At 57.5% G+C, this 18,781-nt stretch carries 14 protein-coding genes, 1 tRNA gene, 2 other RNA genes and 2 pseudogenes; 3 read left to right on the top strand and 16 right to left on the bottom strand.

Translation table 11 applies throughout. From position 1 onward, the window contains the following. Nucleotides 1–17: 17 nt before the first annotated feature. The 15 genes and pseudogenes from AC3EMD_RS01075 to AC3EMD_RS01005 all read right to left on the bottom strand — a co-directional run bounded on the left by AC3EMD_RS01075 (nt 18) and on the right by AC3EMD_RS01005 (nt 14,440). A pseudogene (locus tag AC3EMD_RS01075) lies at nt 18–810 on the bottom strand (cellulose synthase operon protein YhjQ/BcsQ). A 1-nt stretch (nt 811) separates the two neighbouring features. Beyond that, nucleotides 812–1,348, bottom strand: coding sequence for a cellulose biosynthesis protein BcsO (gene bcsO / locus AC3EMD_RS01070; RefSeq protein WP_008806904.1), 537 nt, complete (start codon nt 1,346–1,348; stop codon nt 812–814). Nucleotides 1,349–1,664: 316 nt separating this feature from the next. Further along, a pseudogene (locus tag AC3EMD_RS01065) lies at nt 1,665–1,838 on the bottom strand (hypothetical protein); the annotation flags it as partial. 24 nt (nt 1,839–1,862) lie between these two features. Continuing rightward, complete coding sequence (dppF, locus tag AC3EMD_RS01060; protein WP_008806903.1) at nt 1,863–2,876, bottom strand: dipeptide ABC transporter ATP-binding subunit DppF; 1,014 nt, start codon at nt 2,874–2,876, stop codon at nt 1,863–1,865. Further along, on the bottom strand, nt 2,873–3,856 hold the full coding sequence (gene dppD / locus AC3EMD_RS01055; RefSeq protein ID WP_012540347.1) for a dipeptide ABC transporter ATP-binding protein: 984 nt from the start codon (nt 3,854–3,856) through the stop codon (nt 2,873–2,875). Before dppD ends, dppF begins: the two co-directional genes overlap by 4 nt. A gap of 10 nt (nt 3,857–3,866) precedes the next feature. Next, the gene (gene dppC / locus AC3EMD_RS01050; RefSeq protein ID WP_032733925.1) at nt 3,867–4,769 is read right to left on the bottom strand and encodes a dipeptide ABC transporter permease DppC; all 903 of its coding nucleotides are present in this window, start codon (nt 4,767–4,769) and stop codon (nt 3,867–3,869) included. 9 nt (nt 4,770–4,778) lie between these two features. Further along, nucleotides 4,779–5,798, bottom strand: a complete 1,020-nt coding sequence (dppB, locus tag AC3EMD_RS01045; RefSeq protein ID WP_008806900.1) for a dipeptide ABC transporter permease DppB — start codon at nt 5,796–5,798, stop codon at nt 4,779–4,781. Between the two features lie 134 nt (nt 5,799–5,932). Continuing rightward, a complete protein-coding gene (gene dppA, locus AC3EMD_RS01040; RefSeq protein ID WP_012540345.1) occupies nt 5,933–7,540 on the bottom strand; it encodes a dipeptide ABC transporter periplasmic-binding protein DppA in 1,608 nt (535 codons plus the stop codon). Between the two features lie 836 nt (nt 7,541–8,376). Next, nucleotides 8,377–8,509: non-coding RNA, RtT sRNA (locus AC3EMD_RS01035), on the bottom strand. A 34-nt stretch (nt 8,510–8,543) separates the two neighbouring features. Further along, nucleotides 8,544–8,676, bottom strand: a non-coding RNA gene (locus tag AC3EMD_RS01030) — RtT sRNA. Nucleotides 8,677–8,710: 34 nt separating this feature from the next. Then, a tRNA-Pro gene (locus AC3EMD_RS01025) sits at nt 8,711–8,787 on the bottom strand. Nucleotides 8,788–8,906: 119 nt separating this feature from the next. Further along, nucleotides 8,907–10,301 (bottom strand): ankyrin repeat domain-containing protein, encoded by a 1,395-nt coding sequence (locus AC3EMD_RS01020; protein WP_232673124.1) that lies wholly within the window; start codon nt 10,299–10,301, stop codon nt 8,907–8,909. 196 nt (nt 10,302–10,497) lie between these two features. Continuing rightward, nucleotides 10,498–12,171 (bottom strand): kdo(2)-lipid A phosphoethanolamine 7''-transferase, encoded by a 1,674-nt coding sequence (gene eptB / locus AC3EMD_RS01015; RefSeq protein WP_032733927.1) that lies wholly within the window; start codon nt 12,169–12,171, stop codon nt 10,498–10,500. A 242-nt stretch (nt 12,172–12,413) separates the two neighbouring features. Beyond that, on the bottom strand, nt 12,414–13,619 hold the full coding sequence (locus AC3EMD_RS01010; RefSeq protein ID WP_012540343.1) for an L-lactate MFS transporter: 1,206 nt from the start codon (nt 13,617–13,619) through the stop codon (nt 12,414–12,416). A 239-nt stretch (nt 13,620–13,858) separates the two neighbouring features. After that, nucleotides 13,859–14,440 carry an autotransporter outer membrane beta-barrel domain-containing protein gene (locus AC3EMD_RS01005; RefSeq protein ID WP_172092717.1) on the bottom strand — a complete coding sequence of 194 codons (582 nt, stop codon included), beginning with the start codon at nt 14,438–14,440 and terminating at the stop codon, nt 13,859–13,861. 206 nt (nt 14,441–14,646) lie between these two features. On the opposite strand from AC3EMD_RS01005, the gene tag reads away from it, so the two are divergent. Together tag and AC3EMD_RS00995 are read left to right on the top strand one after the other, a co-directional pair. Continuing rightward, nucleotides 14,647–15,228 carry a DNA-3-methyladenine glycosylase I gene (gene tag, locus AC3EMD_RS01000; RefSeq protein WP_008806894.1) on the top strand — a complete coding sequence of 194 codons (582 nt, stop codon included), beginning with the start codon at nt 14,647–14,649 and terminating at the stop codon, nt 15,226–15,228. Then, on the top strand, nt 15,206–15,646 hold the full coding sequence (locus AC3EMD_RS00995; RefSeq protein WP_008806893.1) for an N-acetyltransferase: 441 nt from the start codon (nt 15,206–15,208) through the stop codon (nt 15,644–15,646). The genes tag and AC3EMD_RS00995 overlap by 23 nt, the downstream gene beginning before the upstream one ends. Here AC3EMD_RS00995 and AC3EMD_RS00990 read toward each other — a convergent pair. After that, nucleotides 15,615–17,945 (bottom strand): molybdopterin guanine dinucleotide-containing S/N-oxide reductase, encoded by a 2,331-nt coding sequence (locus AC3EMD_RS00990; protein ID WP_302073889.1) that lies wholly within the window; start codon nt 17,943–17,945, stop codon nt 15,615–15,617. The two genes, AC3EMD_RS00995 and AC3EMD_RS00990, sit on opposite strands and share 32 nt — an antisense overlap. Nucleotides 17,946–18,112: 167 nt before the next feature. Between AC3EMD_RS00990 and AC3EMD_RS00985 the strand changes: the two genes are divergently transcribed. Beyond that, nucleotides 18,113–18,775, top strand: a complete 663-nt coding sequence (locus AC3EMD_RS00985) for an OmpA family lipoprotein (RefSeq protein ID WP_002921917.1) — start codon at nt 18,113–18,115, stop codon at nt 18,773–18,775. Nucleotides 18,776–18,781: the final 6 nt, after the last annotated feature.

The raw sequence follows: 18,781 nt of genomic DNA, 5'->3' as shown, positions 1-18,781 counted from the left end.
AGCAGCCCTGCAATAAGTTAAAGCCCTGACATGCGTGGCTGGCTGTGCACCGTGCCATCGCCAATATGGATACCCAACAGCGAAGATATTTTTTTAGCCATGATTTCAATATCAAAGGCCGCTGCGGAGGAGGCGTTGAAGTCCAGGATCGACTTCTGCGAGGCATTAGCCTCTACCACGCTTTCATCACGATGGATCACGCCAAGCAGGCGCTCGCCCAGTTTCTCTTCCATCAGGCTGGTGACGTCCCGGCTGACCTGGCGACGGCTATCGCTTTGGTTTATGACGAAATAGTGCCCGTGCTTATGATTCAGCGCCCCGCCGGTCAGGCGCTGCTTTTCCACGTGCGCCAGGGTCGACATTGAGGCGGTATCCGCCAGCAGCGGGATCAGATGCAGGTCCGCCAGCCCCGTCAGGGCCTTCAGCGCCGGTGAAGGCCCTGGCGGCATATCGGCGATGGTGATAAGCCCGGGATAGTTGAGCAGCGCCGACAGACCGCGCTGGAGAAAATGGTCATTGTGGGTCAGTTGCTCATCAAACGCCTGACGCTGCGCTTCGCTCACTTCGCCGTAAGGCAGGACGAAAATATTGCTGCCGGCGCTCAGCACACACTGGCTCCAGTCATGCAGTTCCAGCGCCTTCGCCACGTAGCCCCGCTCATCGCTCAGCGGCACGCCAAAATGCAAACGCAGCGCATTCTGGACGTCAAAATCCAGCGCCAGGACTTTGCTGCCGGTCCGCGCCAGCGAATAAGCTAAATTGGCCGCAAGGGTCGTTTTCCCCACGCCACCTTTCGGTGAACAGACGCAAATCAACGGCATGTTGCGATCCTTTCCAGAAGAGATTTCAAAGGCTGGTCTTTATTTTTCGCCACCGGCTCCGCGGTTTTTGCCGCGAACAGGTGGGCATAGTTGTCGGCGCCCGGCGCAGGCCGCGGGGCCATCCTCGGCGGCGGGGCCATCACCGGTTCAGGTACTGGCGTCGCTGCCAAGGGCTCTGCCGTCATCGCTGGCGCCGGAGCGACAGGTTCCGGCATTGCAGGTTCTGCGACCGGCAGTGGGATCGCGGCAATAACTGGGGGGACTGGCGCAACCGGAGGTGATGCTGGCGCGGCGACCACAGGGTCGACACGCTGGAAGAGATCCGCAGGCACGGGCTGCGGCAGTGGCGCGGAGACCGACCCTCCCAGCGCCAGAGAAGCGGGTTTCCCGGCGTCGGGATTCAGCTGATTGAGGATCGCCCAATCCCCATGTTCCCGCGTGGCGGCTTGCGAAGAAAGATCCTGAAATTTGAGGTTTTGCGTCCGCGTTTTTTCTTGAAAGCGCTGCAGATCATCATAATGGTTCATTGATAACCTCATGATTTTAAAAATTTCATATTAAGTTTGTTGTTATTTTCTGGGTATATTAAAAATATCGTGACGCTTCTGGTATGGCAGATAAAGCGCCGGTGGTGACGTACCAATACACACGATTGACAGGGTTATAATAGTTTAGAATTTGATTTTTGGGATGATTCCACGGCAGAAGTATCGCTACACTAACACTTCCCTTTCAGAAGGATAGCCCCATTTTTTAGGTATGCGTACATCCTTAACCCCCGCAACCATCGCGCTTCCCAGTCGTTTTTATATAAAAGTATTACGCAATGATGAAATCATAGCGTCAGTTGGACGAAAGAATAAACCTGAACCATTTTAATTTCTCTTTAATTCTATAAAAATGGACTGAAAGGCTTATTTTTTCGGATAATCGACGAAGAATGCTCCGAGAGTATGGCAGAAACTGCGGTAATAAACGGTGTTGCCAGGTTTCCTCTCCGGCGGAAGAGAAACTCCCGGTCCTGGGACCGGGAGTGTGCCATCAGGCGTGGGGTTTTTGCGGATTCTCATCCTGATCGACGGCAAAGCAGGCTACCAGCTGGCCGCCGTAATCCTTAAGCTGCGGCTGAAGCTGGGTGCAGGGACCAAAGCGTCGACGGCAGCGCGCGTTAAAGGCGCAGCCCGGCGGTGGGTTCAGCGGGCTCGGCAGTTCGCCGGTCAGCTTGATCCGCTCGCGCCGATCGTCCGGATTCAGACGCGGCGTCGCCGACAACAGCGCCTGGGTGTACGGATGACGCGGATTGTTGAAGATCTGGTCCTTGGTGCCCTTCTCCACGCAGCGGCCGAGATACATCACCATCACTTCATCAGCGATGTGCTCGACGACCGACAGGTCGTGGGAGATAAACACGTAGGACAGCCCTAAATCCTGCTGCAGATCCATCATCAGGTTCAGCACCTGGGCACGTACCGAAACGTCCAGCGCGGAAACCGGCTCATCGGCAATCACCACGTCCGGATCCAGCATCAGCCCGCGGGCAATAGCGATACGCTGGCGCTGACCGCCGGAAAACATATGCGGGTAGCGATCGTAATGCTCGGTTTTCAGGCCGACCTTCGCCATCATCGCCAGCGCTTTTTCACGGCGCTGCTCTTTACTCAGGCTGCTGTTAATCAACAGCGGCTCTTCCAGAATCTGCCCCACTTTTTTACGCGGGTTTAGCGAACCATACGGGTTCTGGAACACAATCTGGATTTTCTGCCGCCGGAGCTTCTGCGCCTGCGGGTCGTGCTTAAGCAGATCCTGCCCCTGATAATACAGCTCACCGCCGGTGGGGATCTCAATCATTGTCAGCAGACGACCGAGGGTCGATTTGCCGCAGCCCGACTCTCCCACCACCGCCAGCGTTTTACCACGCTCAAGGGTAAAGGAGACGCCGTCCAGCGCTTTCACCAGTCGTTCCGGGGCGAATATTCCCTTCTTCACCGGGTAGTGTTTTTTCAGATCAATGGCCTGCAACAGCGGTTGTTGCGTGGCGGCCTTTTGCGTACTCATAATCCAGGCCTCCCGGCATCATCGAGTGGGTAGTGACATTTAGACTGACGGCCGCCGGTAAGATCCGCGAGCGCGGGCTCTTCGCTCCGGCATTTATCCGTGGCATAGGGGCAGCGCGGGTTCAGCAGACAGCCGACAGGACGGTCATATTTCCCCGGCACCACGCCCGGCAGCGACGCCAGACGCGCCTTATCCTGGGCGAACTCCGGCAGCGCGCGCAGCAGCGCCTGGGTGTACGGATGACGCGGCGCGCGGAAGATATCCTTCGCATCACCGGTCTCCACCACCTGACCCGCATACATGACGATAATTTTATGCGCCGCCTCGGCCACCAGCGCCAGGTCGTGGGTGATCAGCACCAGCGCCATATTCTCCTGCTGCTGCAACTCCAGCAGCAGCTCGATGATCTGCGCCTGAATAGTCACGTCCAGTGCGGTGGTCGGTTCATCGGCAATCAGCAGTTTTGGCCGACAGGCAATCGCCATCGCGATCATCACGCGCTGACTCATCCCGCCGGAAAGCTGATGCGGATAAACGTCAAGCCGCGACGCCGGATCGGGAATGCCCACCAGGTTCAGCAGGTCGATGGCCCGCTGGCGGCGAGTTTGCTTATTGCCACCCTGATGGACCTTGATCGCTTCCATAATCTGGTAGCCGACGGTATAGCACGGATTGAGGCTGGTCATCGGATCCTGGAAGATCATCGCCACTTCCGCCCCCACCAGCTGACGCCGCTCTTTTTCAGAGATGCGCTGCAGGTCGCGGCCATTGAACTCCAGTTTGTCCGCCATCACCCGGCCGGGATAGTCAATCAGGCCCATAATCGCCAGCGAACTGACGGATTTACCGGAACCGGACTCCCCCACAATACCGACCACTTCACCCTGATTCACGCTATAGCTGATGCGGTCTACGGCGCGGAACGGCGCGTTCTCATCGCCGAAATGCACCGATAATTTATCTACATTTAATAACGCCATCTCGAACCTCTTACTGCTTCAGTTTGGGATCGAGCGCGTCACGCAGACCGTCACCCATCAGGTTAAATGCCAGCACCGTCAGCAGGATCGCCACGCCCGGGAAGGTCACCACCCACCAGGCGCTTTGCGCGAACTGCAATACGTCGGAGAGCATGGTGCCCCACTCAGGCGTCGGCGGCTGCGCGCCCATGCCGAGGAACCCCAGCGCTGCCATATCGAGAATGGCGTTAGAAAAGCCCAGCGACGCCTGAACGATCAGCGGCGCGAGACAGTTGGGAAGAATATTGACGAACATCTGGCGCATCGCGCCGGCGCCCGCTACGCGGGAAGCGGTCACGTAGTCGCGGTTGACCTCCACCAGCACCGCGGCGCGCGTCAGACGCACATAGTGCGGGAGCGCCACGAAGGTTAGCGCCAGCGACGCGTTGACGATAGATGGCCCGAAGATAGCCACCAGCACCAGCGCCAGCAGCAGGCTCGGCAGCGCCAGCATAATATCGACGACGCGCATAATGATGGAATCCACCACCCCGCCGAAATAGCCCGCCACCAGACCGAGCACCACGCCAAGGATCAACGACAGGACCACCACCAGGCAGCCCACCAGCAGCGACAGGCGGGCGCCGTACATCAGACGCGACAGAATATCGCGGCCCACGTCGTCGGTGCCGAGCAGATGCGCCAGGCTGCCGCCATCCTGCCAGAACGGCGGCGCCAGCAGCGAATCACGGAACTGATCCGCCGGGTTATACGGGGCGAGGAAGTTGGCGAACACCGCGATGATAATCATCACCGCCACGTACACCAGACCGACGACCGCGCCTTTGTTGCGTTTGAAATAGTGCCAGAACTCCTGCAGCGGGGTCATTGGCACCGGTGCAGCAATCGCTTTATTCTCAGTAACTTGTGACATGATGGCCCCTTACTTCTTATGCCGGATACGCGGGTTCACCACGCCATACAGCAGGTCGACCAGCAGGTTGACGAGGATAATCATCGTCGCCACCAGCAGCACCCCGCCCTGCACCACCGGGTAATCACGACGCTGCAGCGCGTCGATCAGCCAGCGGCCTAAACCAGGCCATGAGAAAATGGTTTCCGTCAGGATGGCGCCCGCCAGCAGCGTGCCCACCTGCAGGCCAATGACCGTAACCACTGGCAGCATCGCGTTGCGCAGCGCGTGGACCACAATCACTCGCATCCGGGTCAGCCCTTTGGCGCGCGCGGTACGAATATAGTCTTCGCCGAGCACTTCCAGCATCGACGAACGGGTCATACGCACAATCACCGCCAGCGGGATGGTGCCCAGCACGATAGCCGGCAGGATCATATGCATTAAGGCGTCAATAAAGTCGCCCTGCTCGCCCCAGATGGCGGTGTCGATCAGCATGAAGCCGGTCAGCGGCAGGGTATCGTCAAGGAACACCGTATCGCTGATACGCCCGGAGACCGGCGTCAGGTTCAGCTGCACCGAAACCAGCATAATCAGCATCATGCCCCACCAGAAGATAGGCATGGAGTAGCCGGTCAGCGCCAGACCCACGGCGGTGTGGTCAAAGATGGATCCGCGTTTTACCGCAGCCAGCACGCCCACCGGAATACCGACGGCGACAGCGAAAATCATCGCGCAAACGCCCAGCTCAAGGGTGGCTTTAAAGCGCGGGACAAACTCTTGCCACACAGGAATGCGGCTTTTCAGCGAGATGCCTAAATCACCGTGCAGTACGCCCCAAATGTAATGGGCATATTGCTGCCACAGCGGCTTATCAAGGCCCATTTCGGCCAGCAGCTGCGCGTGACGCTCGGGGGAAATACCACGTTCACCTGCCATAATCATCACCGGATCGCCGGGGATCATATGGACGAAGGCAAAGGTGAGAAGGGTGATACCGATAAATGTCGGGATGACGAGTCCCAGACGTCGGAGAATAAACTGCAACATAACCCGGATTCTCTCTAGTGACGCCCCGCCTGGCGACAGGGCGTCTGTATTGCTCACAAAAGCATTCCCCGGAATAGCGGGAATACGCCCCCTACCTCTCCCGCAAGGGGAGAGGAGGTCAGGCATCGTGCTTATTATTCGACGGAGACGTTATCGAAGTGGTGTTTGCCCAGCGGATCCACCACATAGCCTTTGACTTCTTTACGCACCGGCTCATAGACGGTGGAGTGGGCGATGATCAGCGCTGGAGCCTGGTCATGCATCACTACCTGAGCCTGTTTGTACAGTTCAATACGCTTGTTGTGGTCGTCGGTAGCGCGGGCCGGCTGAATCAAATCTTCAAACGGCTTATAGCACCAGCGCGAGTAGTTGGAGCCGTCTTTCGCTGCGGCGCAGCTGAACAGGGTCGCGAAGAAGTTATCCGGATCCCCGTTGTCGCCGGTCCAGCCCATCATTACGGTCTGGTGCTCGCCCGCTTTCGCCCGCTTCAGATATTCACCCCACTCATAGGTAACAATCTTGGCCTGGACCCCGACTTTCGCCCAGTCAGCCTGGATCATTTCAGCCATACGGCGAGCATTCGGGTTGTACGGACGCTGTACTGGCATTGCCCACAGGTCGATGGTGAAGCCTTTTTCCAGGCCCGCTTCTTTCAGCAGCTGTTTCGCCTTCTCCGGATCGTAGGTGTAGTCCTTAACGTCGTCGTTATAGCCCCACATGGTCGGCGGGATCAGGTTCTTCGCCGCCTGGCCTGCGCCCTGGTAAACGGCTTTGATGATCGCTTCTTTGTTCACCGCGTAGGTCAGCGCCTGACGAACTTTGACGTCGTCCAGCGGTTTCTTCTCGGTGTTGAAGGAGAGATAACCGACGTTCAGGCCCGGCTGTTCCAGCAGGGTAATGTTCTTATCTTCCTTCATGCGCGCGATGTCCGCCGGGTTCGGGTACGGCATCACCTGGCACTCATTTTTCTGCAGTTTGGCATAGCGCACGGAAGCGTCCGGGGTGATGGAGAAGACCAGACGATCGATCTTCGGCTTGGTACCCCAGTAGCCCGGGAAGGCTTTATACAGAATGCGGGAATCTTTCTGGTACTGCAGCAGCTGGAATGGGCCGGTACCGATTGGATTGAGGTCCACTTTTTCCGGCGTGCCAGCTTTCAACATGTTATCGGCATACTCTTTCGACAGGATGGAGGCGAAGTCCATGGCCAGATCAGCGAGGAACGGCGCTTCCGGGCGAGTCAGGACGAACTGGACGGTTTTATCGTCCACTTTCTTCACTTCGCTAATCAGGTCCGGTAATCCCATCCCTTCAAAGTATTCATAGCTGCCGCCAGAAACTTTATGGTACGGGTTATTGGTATTCTTCTGGCGATCGAAGGAGAACACGATGTCATCGGCGTTCAGGTCACGGGTGGGTTTGAAGTCTTTATTATCTTGCCACTTCACGCCCTGGCGCAGATGGAAAGTATAGGTTTTGCCATCAGGACTGACTTCCCATTTCTCAGCAAGCCCTGGAATAACTTCCGTGGTACCGGTTTTAAATTCGACCAGGCGATTATAGATCGGTACGGAACTGGCGTCATAGGTGGTGCCAGAGGTGAAGAGCTGTGGGTTAAAGCCTTCCGGCGAGCCTTCAGAACAATAAACCAGGGTTTTCGCTTGCACGCTGGCGGCGACGGTCATGGCGACCAGGCTCAGACCAAGCTTCAGCATCCCTGATTTCTTCAAGGAAATACTCATTATTCTGCTCCAAAACTGTGATGTTGTTTGCATATATCCGCCGGACCTTTATTTATTTTTATTCGTCCTATTTCAAACAACGGATGCGTTGGCTGCGCTCGATCATCCCAGTCACATCGTTATCTATGCTCAGGGGAGCTCGTACACTTGCCGCCTTTCCGCAGCTCGAACTATTTAGAATATACCCGGTCCAGTCGGTGGTGCCCGAAGGCGTAGAGAGAGATGGGGATTCCTTTCGCAAAAACGACTGAGTTGCAGTACGGATTCTCCATGAAATGCCCCTCATGCCCTACAATCTGTCAACAGAATGGGGAAACGTCAATACAGCCAGCCGGGTTTTACATCCAGCGTGAGAAACGGCAGGCAAAGATTAAAAAAACTTCAAGGCGCTATTTTCAGCAGAGAAATTTATGCTACGGGTCAATAAGCAGAATAATGACCTTAATAATTTGCAACACGCAGAGGGAAACAATTCCAACAAATGAGAAAAATTTCTTGCCGTGTGACCAATATGTGAGCGATTAATAGCGCGAACGTTAAAGCGCACAGCGGAAAATGCTACATTTAGCCATAAGCTTCGCGAAAAAAGATCTGTTCATCGATAAAAAAATGCAATGGAAGATGTCACAAAATAGCGAATAGCTGGCTGGAAACGTGGGTAAAGACGTTTATTGTGATTTTGGTGGAATTTTTGGCCAGTGGCGCACTGATGATGCCCGGCGGCGCTGCGATTGCGCGGGCCTACGGAACACAAGTCGAACTCTGCCCCCGGAGGTTCTCATCCTCACAGGCCTCAGATGCAAAAAAGCCTGCTCGTTGAGCAGGCTTTTCGAATTTGGTCGGTGATAGAGGATGACTCACCACTTCGTGGCTCGCCCTGCGGGCCGTTGCTGACGCAACGTTCTCTCGCTTCGCTCGAGTCGAACCTCCTGCCCCCGGAGGTTCTCATCCTCACAGGCCACAGATGCAAAAAAGCCTGCTCATTGAGCAGGCTTTTCGAATTTGGTCGGTGATAGAGGATGACTCACCACTTCGTGGCTCGCCCTGCGGGCCGTTGCTGATGCAACGTTCTCTCGCTTCGCTCGAGTCGAACCTCCTGCCCCCGGAGGTTCTCATCCTCACAGGCCACAGATGCAAAAAAGCCTGCTCGTTGAGCAGGCTTTTCGAATTTGGTCGGTGATAGAGGATTCGAACCTCCGACCCCTTCGTCCCGAACGAAGTGCGCTACCAGGCTGCGCCAATCACCGAATGCGGGGCGCATCTTACTGCTGGGATGCCTACCCGTCAATGCCTTATTTTCAAAAAATCGCTCAACCGGCGAGAAACTCAGCAGCCTGAGCAGCGAATCGCCGGTTGGTCATCGTTTTCAGCGGCAGGTCACCTCAAACGCTTTGCGATACTCGGATACCTTACAGGTCACCGGCTCACCGAGATAGGTCGAGCCCGCCGGGTTGAATTTAAATTCCCCCAGCAGCATCGTCAGTTCCCCCAGCTCCGGGCAGGATTGCTGATGACGCATAATATCCGGGCGGGTATCGTTATTCACCGCGCGGGCGATGTCGCTGTATGCCAGCTTGTCGGCAAAGGCATTAGCACAAAACTGCAGTTCACTTTGCGCCATATGCGCGGCCTGCCCCTTCAGCTCGGCATGCTGCGCCAGCAGCAGCTGGCGAACCTCGCCGGCCCGGCTGTAACCGATCGCCGTATAGCCGGCCTTATTGCTGAGGTTGACGCTGGCGCCAGCCTCAAGCAGCGCCTCGACATTGGCTTTATTATTCATTTTGACCGCCAGCATCAGCGGGCTGAGGTCGTTGGCGGAGACCTGGTCCACCTTTGCGCCGCGCTGCACCAGCGCCGCGATCACCGCAGGCGACCCCTGACCCGCCGCCACCTGCAGCGCCGTGAGTCCTTCACGGTTCGGCTTATCCACCTCCACACCGGAGGCCGACAGCGCCAGCACCAGATTGGGATCATCCCCCGCCGCCGCCAGCATCAGCGGGGTGGTGCCGGATTTATCCGCCAGGCTGGTGTCCGCCCCGGCGTTGGCCAGCGTCGTGATGGTTTCCGTCGAACGCGCGTGATCGACCGCGAGGAAAAAGGCCGATTCCCCTGACGCATTGACGGCCTTCACGTCCGCCCCATGCCTGATCAGCAGCGCCACGATCTCGTCGACGTTCTTCTTAAACGCGCCGGGCGCCAGTTGTAACGCCATGTCTTCGGTCATCAGCGCGCGGTTACCCGTCGCCAGCGATTTCGTCGCCGTTGCGCCGACAATTTTATCCAGCGCGCTCTCCTTCTCGACAGGCGCATCGGGCTTTTTCATCGCCAGAATATGCTGATAGTCGTTTCTGACGTCCCCGCCGTCGGCAATGGCGGACATCAATGCCGTACTCTTCTCGACGCTGGTCTGATTTACCGACGCGCCGGCCTGGAGAAGATCGCCGATAATCGCGGCATCGCTGCCGCGCGCCGCCGCCAGCATCAGCGCCGTGACGCCCTGGCGCGTCTGGAGATTCGGCTTCGCCTGACGCTTAAGCAGTAACGCTACCACATCACGACGATTTTCCGCGGCAGCGACCATCAGGCCACTTAAGCCGGTTTTATCCTGACCATCCACATCGATGCCATTATTCAGCATGGCTTCGATCGTCGCTGGCGCATCGTATTTACAGGCCAGCAGGAACTGGCTGGTCTCTTCCTCAGACTGGCAGCCCGCGAGCATCAACAGGCACAGTAAGGCCAACCCCTTTATCACCTTCATCCTTTCTCTCCATGAAAAGTTCGTGCACAGGGGGAGCGAGAAAACTGGAGGGTAATCAAAGAAGAAGAGGCAACCTGCCAGACACATCCACTGTGCGAAAAAAATCCCTCGCGCGGCGTCTGCCGGCGAGGGATTAGCTTATCCTGGGCTCAGGAAGGGAGAACAGACCCGAGAATCTGAAAATAAACCCCGAGCCTTACTTTTTCCACCGGCACCAGTTGTTATTCTCATTGATCCCGCCATCCGGCGAGGTATAGCCGAGACAGCCCATAATGGTGTCATACAGCTCGACGTGACGGCGCGGCACCTTCATCGCAGCCTGCTGCTGCAGATGGGCAAACGCGGCGGCATGATCGGGGTTCTCCAGGTATTTATCCGACATCCACACCATCATCGGCACGCGGAACTGCTCCGGCGGCGCCATCTTGCGCGGCGTTCCGTGCAGGTGTTCGCGTTCATTAATCGACTCCCCATGATCGGCGGCATAGAACACAATCGCTTTCTTATCCCGCAGCTGGTCGAGGACGCTGACGATAAAGTGATCGACGTAGGTCACGCTGTTATCGTAGGAGTTAATCAGCTCCGCTTTCGAGCACTTGTTGTCGACGCCGACGCACTCCGGCTTCCACTGGGCGAAGCTGCGCGGGTAGCGTTGGGTGTAGTTAAAGTGGGAGCCTTTGGTGTGGAGAATGATCAGATGCTTACCGGAGGCGTTGCCCTGCGCCATACCGCGCTTCATCTCATCCACCAGCAGCATATCGTCAACGCTCTTACCACGGTTGCGCGGCTCGGCGCCAATTTGCTCGCGGTAGGCGATATTGTTGGCCATCGTGTTGCTGTAGAACCACATCTCGCTCTGCATGGCATAGAGATTGCCGTTGAAGCCCAACTGATGAAGCACGGCAAAGACGTTCTGCTCTTTGAGCGTTCGCTGCGGGTTATCCTCCGCCCCGCCCTGACGCACAAACATACAGCGTAATGACAGCTTGGTGGCGGTATCGCAGGAGTAGCCGCGGAAAGCGACAAGATTCTTCTCTTTCTCCAGCTCTGGCGTGGTATTGCGGCTATAGCCAAGGATACCCATATGGTCCCAGCGGGTCGTTTCGCCAATGATAAACACCACGTAGGTGTCATCCAGGCCTTCCGGCGCGACGTAGGTAAACTTCTTCGCCGGGTTAATCAGCGATTTATTATCCGAGGATTCATCCACCTGCGCCCAGGCGTACAGCCCCAGCGCCGACAGCCAGTTTGATGGCAGATAGGAGTTGGCGATCACCCCGCCATAGCTCGGCATATCCACTTCCGAATGGCGCTCCACATCATGCTGACGCAGCTCAAGCAGGCGGATGGGACCCCAGACAATGAGTCCGGCCAGCACGACGATCAATACGTTTTTAACCCGCTGACCCGGGGTGCGCAGTTGGCGCAGCAGCGTATGGCGGCAGCGGTTGCTCCAGATGAACAGCAGCGGCGGCGCGCTCACCACCACCAGCCAGAGGATCAGGTGCCAGCCAATGACCTCTTTCGACAGGTCGATATCGGTGGTCATCACCGAAGCGATAATTCCGTAGCCAATCACCACATTGAGGAACGTCATGTAGTAACTGGCGGCGGCGGAAAACAGGACAATCAGCGTCGCCAGAATGCGCCAGATGCGGCGACCAAACAGTGACAGCAGACGTAACAGGAAGAAGGTGACAAAGACCGTGGCGACCAGTTCAACGACACCGGAAAGCCCTTTCCAGAAAGTGAACTCTTGAGCATAACCATCGAAACGCCGGAAAAAAACGGCGATGTTCATAAACCAGCCGATGTACAGCGCCAGCCAAAAACTAAGCTTCTGCTGCGTCATCGTTCTAATATATTTCATGCAAGCAAACCTGGAAAAAGAAGAATAAAACACCGCCTGACGCTGTGGCACGAGTCAGTAGGCTAATAGGGTGCGTTAGGGTTGGTTATCAGAAACCTCTACAAAGCGCGATAAGTAGACCACAGGGAACGGGAAAAGTATCAGGAGGGAATGTGATCCAGCCAAACATTTACAAAACATTTGGCTGGATTGGCACTATTTGCTTAGGGGATTAACCAGGGGCACGTTTCACGCTGCAGGTTTCAGGCGTGCGCCTCGCTATAAACACTGCCTTTCGGCTGACGGATGGTGGTGGACAGCGCCAGCGACAGAATCAGCAGGGCGAAGATCACGCAGAAGGTCACGTAGAAGCCGCCGAACAGCGAAGCGATGAGAGAGCCGCAGATGCTGCCGATACCAAAGCCCAGATAAATCACGCCGTAGTTTTTCGCCAGATTGTTCAGGCCAAAGAACTCACTCACCAGCGACGGGAAGACGGTGATGGTGCCGCCGAAGTTAAAGGCGACGCAGGCGATGGCGGCGAAGAAAGTCATGGCATTCAGCGGGGCGAACAGCAGCGCGGCCATCCCTACCAGCGACACGATCTGACCGAGGGTAATCACACGAATGCGGGAGATCTTGTCGGACAGGATGCCTAACACCAGGCGGCCGCTAAGGTTAGCAATCGAGATAACGGTTACCGCGTTTGCCGCCGTGGCGACATCCAGGTGGACCATCCCCTGGGCAATATCTTTCGCCACGCCAATCACGTACAGTCCGCTCATGCAGGCCGTCAGGAACATCACCGCCAGCATCCAGTACTGCGGTTTGCGCATCGATTCGGCGAGAGTAAAGTCATTTTCCACGACGCCGTTGGCCGCGGTGGTCGCCGTATGATTCGGCGCATCTTTCATCAGGGTCGCGCCAAAGACGATCATCACCAGCACGATAGCGCCCCAGATGACGAAGGTTTTTTCCAGGCCGACGGTGGCCAGCAGATGGGAATCAATGAATTTGAACCCCAGGCTGCCGAGCCCATAGGAACCAATGGAGAAAGCAGAGATCAGCCCTTTACGCTCCGGGAACCACTTCACGCAGTTCGACAGGGTCAGCAGATAGCCGGCGCCGTCCGCCAGCCCCACCAGCACGCCCGCGCTCAGCCACAGCATCATCAGGCTATTGGAGTGCGCGGTCAGGAAGAAGCCCAGACCGAGCAGGATCCCGGAGGCCATGGTCACACGCTTAACGCCAAAGCGTTCCTGCAACTTTCCGGCGACCGACGAGGAGAGCGCCAGCCCGAGGCTCAGCAGGCCAAAGGAGAAAGCCACCTGGCTGACCGGCTCGCCCAGTTTGTCAGACAGCGAACTATTAAACAGGCTCCAGGTATAGACCGAACCGAGAGCAAATTGGGTGATGATGGTGCCGATTAGCGTAAGCCAGCGGGTCGATTGACGGTTTGCAGCGTTCATAGCAGTTGTCCTGATAAATTAACTGCCGCCACAATAGCGAAGGCCCCTCATCCTGTGGGGAAAAAGGCATGAACTGCCACCAGCAGGGAATGAAATGCATTAATGGCGGAACGAATGACATTGCAAAACATTCATTCCGCGAATTTCAGGAAAAAAGTTAGTGTGCGCTATCTCACAGAAATGCGCCATTACTGAGATTTAACAATAACCGCGTCGTTTCAAACGCGTAACAATATCGGTCAAAAGTTGGCGCTGACGCCCATCAGATAGAGCGTATTTTCCCCGGATGGGACATTGTCCGCCTGCGACAGCGTCGCCCATGCCGCAACATGGGATCCCAACCGCATATCGGCGCCCAGGGTGACATCACTCCAGCCGCCCTCTCTGGCGCGGGTCGTCGGCGACCAGGCATCGCTGGTAAGCGACTGGTTATAGCTCACCTGAGCCCAGGGATGCACGCCCCACAGCGACTGATAATCCATGCGCCAGCCGAGCGTGTTGACATACCCCGTCTCGCCAGCGCTTCTCGTCACTGGCGCGGTGACGTCACTGCGCAGGCTGGCCACCGGCCCGGAGGTCATGCCATTAGCCAGCAGATAATTCCAGCCAACGCTCTGACCACGGCTGCTGTCCGGTGGCGCCAGCGCCTGGTTTAATGCCAGCCCGCCAGGCGCCTCTGAGGACTTCATCCGCTCAGCGAGAATATCTTCGTAACGTGGTTGGTGATCGCTATCCCATGTATAGCGTTCCGGCGTATTACTTTTTGTATCGATAGCGATATATTCCTGTTGCCAGGCATTCGCTCCAGAGACACACGTCATCCAGACGGATACGCTCGCCGGGAACAAGAAGCCCCGGAGGCCATTGCATTTCTTTATTATCATTAATGCGACTCCAGAAAAGAGCCGAATCGGCAATATTGCTGTGTTTTTTTTGGGGATACGATTTCCCTGTATTAACTATTATCTTTATCTTTCAGCCGTCAAGCCGGGGCGTCCACTTTTTTAGCGCAGAGGGAGAAATAGCTATGCAACGTTGCGGATGGGTGAGTCAGGATCCGTTATATATCGAATATCACGATACCGAATGGGGTGTGGCGCAAAAAGAGGGCCGCCAGCTGTTTGAAATGATCTGCCTGGAGGGCCAGCAGGCCGGTTTGTCATGGATCACGGTGTTAAAAAAACGGCAGAACTACCGTCAGGCTTTTCACCAGTTCGACCCGGTGCGCGTGGCAGCGATGGGGGAAGACGATGTCGAGCAGTTGCTGCAGAATGCCGGCATCATTCGCCATCGGGGAAAAATCCAGGCCATTATCGGCAACGCCCGCGCCTATCTGGCGATGGAGGAAAATGGCGAGTCGTTCACTGATTTTGTCTGGTCCTTCGTCAACAATGAGCCGCAGGTGACCTGCGCCGCGACGCTGGCGGAGATCCCCACCACGACGCCGGCCTCCGATGCGCTGTCGAAGGCATTGAAAAAACGCGGCTTTAAATTTGTCGGCTCGACAATCTGTTATTCCTTTATGCAGGCCTGTGGGCTGGTCAACGACCATATCACCGGCTGCTTCTGTCACCCTGGAGGTCAGGATGATCCGCAAGTGGGACACTAAAGATACCGCGCCGCTGCTGGCCCTGTGGCTGGACAGCACGATTCATGCCCATCCTTTTATCAGCGAAAGTTACTGGCGCGACAGCGTCGCGGTGGTACGGGATGTCTATCTTCCCGCCGCCAGCACCTGGGTCTGGGAACGCGATGGGGAATTAAAAGGCTTTGTTAGCGTGCTGGACTCCCGCTTCGTCGGCGCGCTGTTTGTCGCGCCGGACGCCATCCGCCAGGGCATTGGCCGGGCGCTGCTGGATGAAGTCAAACAGCACTACGCCTGGCTTAGTCTCGAGGTTTACCAGAAGAACGAATCGGCGGTCAGTTTCTACCATGCGCAGGGCTTCCGGATTGAAGACTGCGCATGGCAGGACGACACTCAGCACCCGACGTGGATTATGCGTTGGCCGGCGGATCAAATGCTGTAAGCGGCAGCGTCGGGCCGGTATATTTCTCCAGCCACGCCAGGGCGGTGTTCCCGGCACAGCCGTTGCCCAGCCGGGATGTCGGGATATCTTTGGTTAAGACATTCACCGCCCCGTTTTTGCAGATGCCCACCCGCGGATCCAGGTCGGGCCATGCCCCTTCATGCAGGCAAATCACCCCCGGGCGGATCCCCTCCGTCACCACCGCGCCGGCCAGCACCTGACCGCGGGCGTTCCACACCCGCACCAGATCGCCATCGGCAATCCCCCGGGCCCGGGCATCCTGCGGATGAATAGTCACCGGTTCGCGTCCGGCGACAGCATAGCGTTCGCGCAGCGTGGTGTGGTTCAGTTGACTGTGCAGACGGTGGGCCGGATGGGCCGACAGCAGCTGCAGCTGCCCCGCCTCAGCGTTGCCATGCCACTCGTCGGGCTCCAGCCACATCGGGTGCGGCGGGCAATCGGCGTAGCCAAAGGCGGCGATGGTCGGCGAGTGGATCTCAATTTTACCGCTCGCCGTTTTCAGCGGATTAGCCTGCGGATCGGCGCGGAAGGCGGCGAAGCGCGCAAAACGGGCATTCTCCGGCTCCTCTGGCATCTCAATCAGCTGGTTAGCCTGCCAGAATTCGGCAAACGGCGGCAGCGTCACCTGCTGGTGAGCCCCGCGCTGGGCGGCGATCCGATAGAAGGTCTCCAGCCACTGCAAATCACTCTTCCCTTCGGTGAAGCGCTCGCGGCCGCCCACCTCCCAGCGTTCGCTGAGGTCGGCAAAGACCGCGAAATCGTCGCGCGCTTCATCTCGCGGGGCGACCACCTGCTTCATCGGCACCAGATGCTGATTGCTGTAATCTCCAGTCATGGTCAGATCGTTGCGCTCAAACGAGGTGGTCGCCGGCAGGACGATATCGGCATGGCGCGCGGCGGCGGTCCAGAAGCATTCGGAGATGACGATCAGCTCCGGCTTCTGCCAGGCCTGAATCAGGCGGTTGGTGTCCTGATGATGAGTAAAGTTGGCCCCGCCGGCCCACCAGATAAAGCGAATATCGGGGAAGCGACGCGCCATGCCGTTGTGCTGATACTCCGCCCCCGGATTCTCCAGCGCCTCGACGATCCGCGCGACCGGGATCTTCTCCACCGCGTCCACGCCCCCGGCGACGCTTCCCTGCATCGAGCCCAGTACCGCCGCGCGGCGCGTCGGGTTGCCGCCGTTGGCGAAATGATAGGAAAGACCAAACCCGCCTCCCGGGGTGCCAATCTGCCCCAGCATGGCGGCCAGGGTGACCAGCATCCAGTGCTTCTGCTCGCCATACTGCTGGCGCTGCATGCCCCAGCCAGACATCAGCATGGTGGTATTTTCATGGAAAATTTTCGCCAGTTCACGGATCTTATCCGCTTTCACGCCGCAGATCGCCGCCGCCCAGTCAGCGGTTTTCGCTACGCCGTCGCTTTCGCCGGTCAGATAGCGGGCAAAAATATCGTAGCCGCTGGTGCAGCGGGTAAGAAACGCATCATCCTGCCAGCTATTCTCCACCAGCGTATGGGCGATCCCCAGCATCAACGCGACATCGGTGCCCATATGCGGGGCGATCCATTCCATCGAATCGCCAAAGAAATCGACGGTTTCCGATCGCATCGGATCGATGCAGATCAGGCGCTTACCGCTCTGGCGCAGCCGGTCGAACCACGGGATCCCCTGCTCGTCGGAGGCGTTCCAGGCAATTTTCAGCGTGTTCATCGGGTTGGCGCTCCACAGCACCACCACTTCGCTGTGCTCGAGCACCAGCGGCCAGCTGGTCTGCTGCTGATACACCTCATTGCCGCCCACGACGTAAGGCATGATCGCCTGCGCCGCGCCAGTGGAGTAATCGCCAAGATGGCCGGTATGGCCGCCCGCCAGGCTCATGTAGCGCTGCAGCAGGGTGGCCGCCTTATGCAGGACGCCGTTAGAACGCCAGCCGTAGGAGCCGGCGAAAATCGACTGCGGACCGTAGCTTTCGCGGATCCGCCGATGCTGGGCGTCAATTAAATCCAGCGCCTGATCCCAGCTCACCCGCACGAATTCATCCTGACCGCGGACCCCCTGGGGCTTGTCCGGTGAAGCAAGGAAGCCTTTGCGCACCATCGGATAGCGCACGCGGGTTTTGCTGTGGACCTGATCGCGCACCGCCGTTTGCAGCGAGTTGGCAAACGGTGTCGCCAGCGCGCCGCGGGAAGAGAGGACGTTTTCACCGTCCGTTTCCACCAGCATCGGTCCCCAGTGGGCGGCGGTTAAGATGGTTTTGGTTGCAGATGAGGTTGGCAAGGGCGGCTCCTGGTCAGCGAATGCAGGTGTCATGACGGCGTGATGGGCAACCGTTCAATGTTATTTACAAAATGAGATGGTATCCGGGGAATTTTCTACGTAATCACGCGTCATAATCAACCGTCACGTTCGCTGTGACAAAGAATAAAAAGGATTAAGGACATTAAATGAAAAAACGCGTACTTATGATTGCGGCGCTGGTCAGCGGCACTCTGGCCATTTCTGGCTGCACCACCAACCCCTATACCGGTGAACGTGAAGCAGGTAAATCCGGTATTGGCGCAGGTATTGGCTCCTTAGTGGGCGCTGGCGTCGGCGCGCTCTCCTCTTCCAAACATGACCGCGGCAAAGGCGCGCTGATTGGCGCAGCGGCCGGCGCGGCGCTCGGCGGCGGCATTGGTTACTATATGGACGTGCAGGAAGCGAAGCTGCGCGACAAAATGCAGGGAACCGGGGTCAGCGTGACGCGAAATGGCGACAATATCGTGCTGAACATGCCGAATAACGTCACCTTCGACAGCAATAGCGCCAACCTGAAGCCGGCCGGCGCCAACACCCTGACCGGCGTGGCCATGGTGCTGAAAGAGTACGAGAAAACCGCTGTTAACGTCGTCGGCTACACCGACAGCACCGGCAGCAAGGATCTGAATATGCGTCTGTCGCAACAGCGTGCAGACAGCGTCGCCAGCGCGCTGATCACTCAGGGCGTGGCGGCCAATCGCATTCGCACCACCGGCATGGGGCCGGCGAATCCTATCGCCAGCAACAGCACGGCGGAAGGCAAAGCGCAGAACCGTCGCGTGGAAATTACCCTCAGCCCGCTGCAATAAGCGCAT

The sequence above is a fragment of the Klebsiella sp. PK18 genome (genome assembly GCF_057784655.1).
The sequence above is the reverse complement of the archived record's forward strand: the minus strand, read 5'-3'. Positions and strand labels throughout refer to the sequence as shown.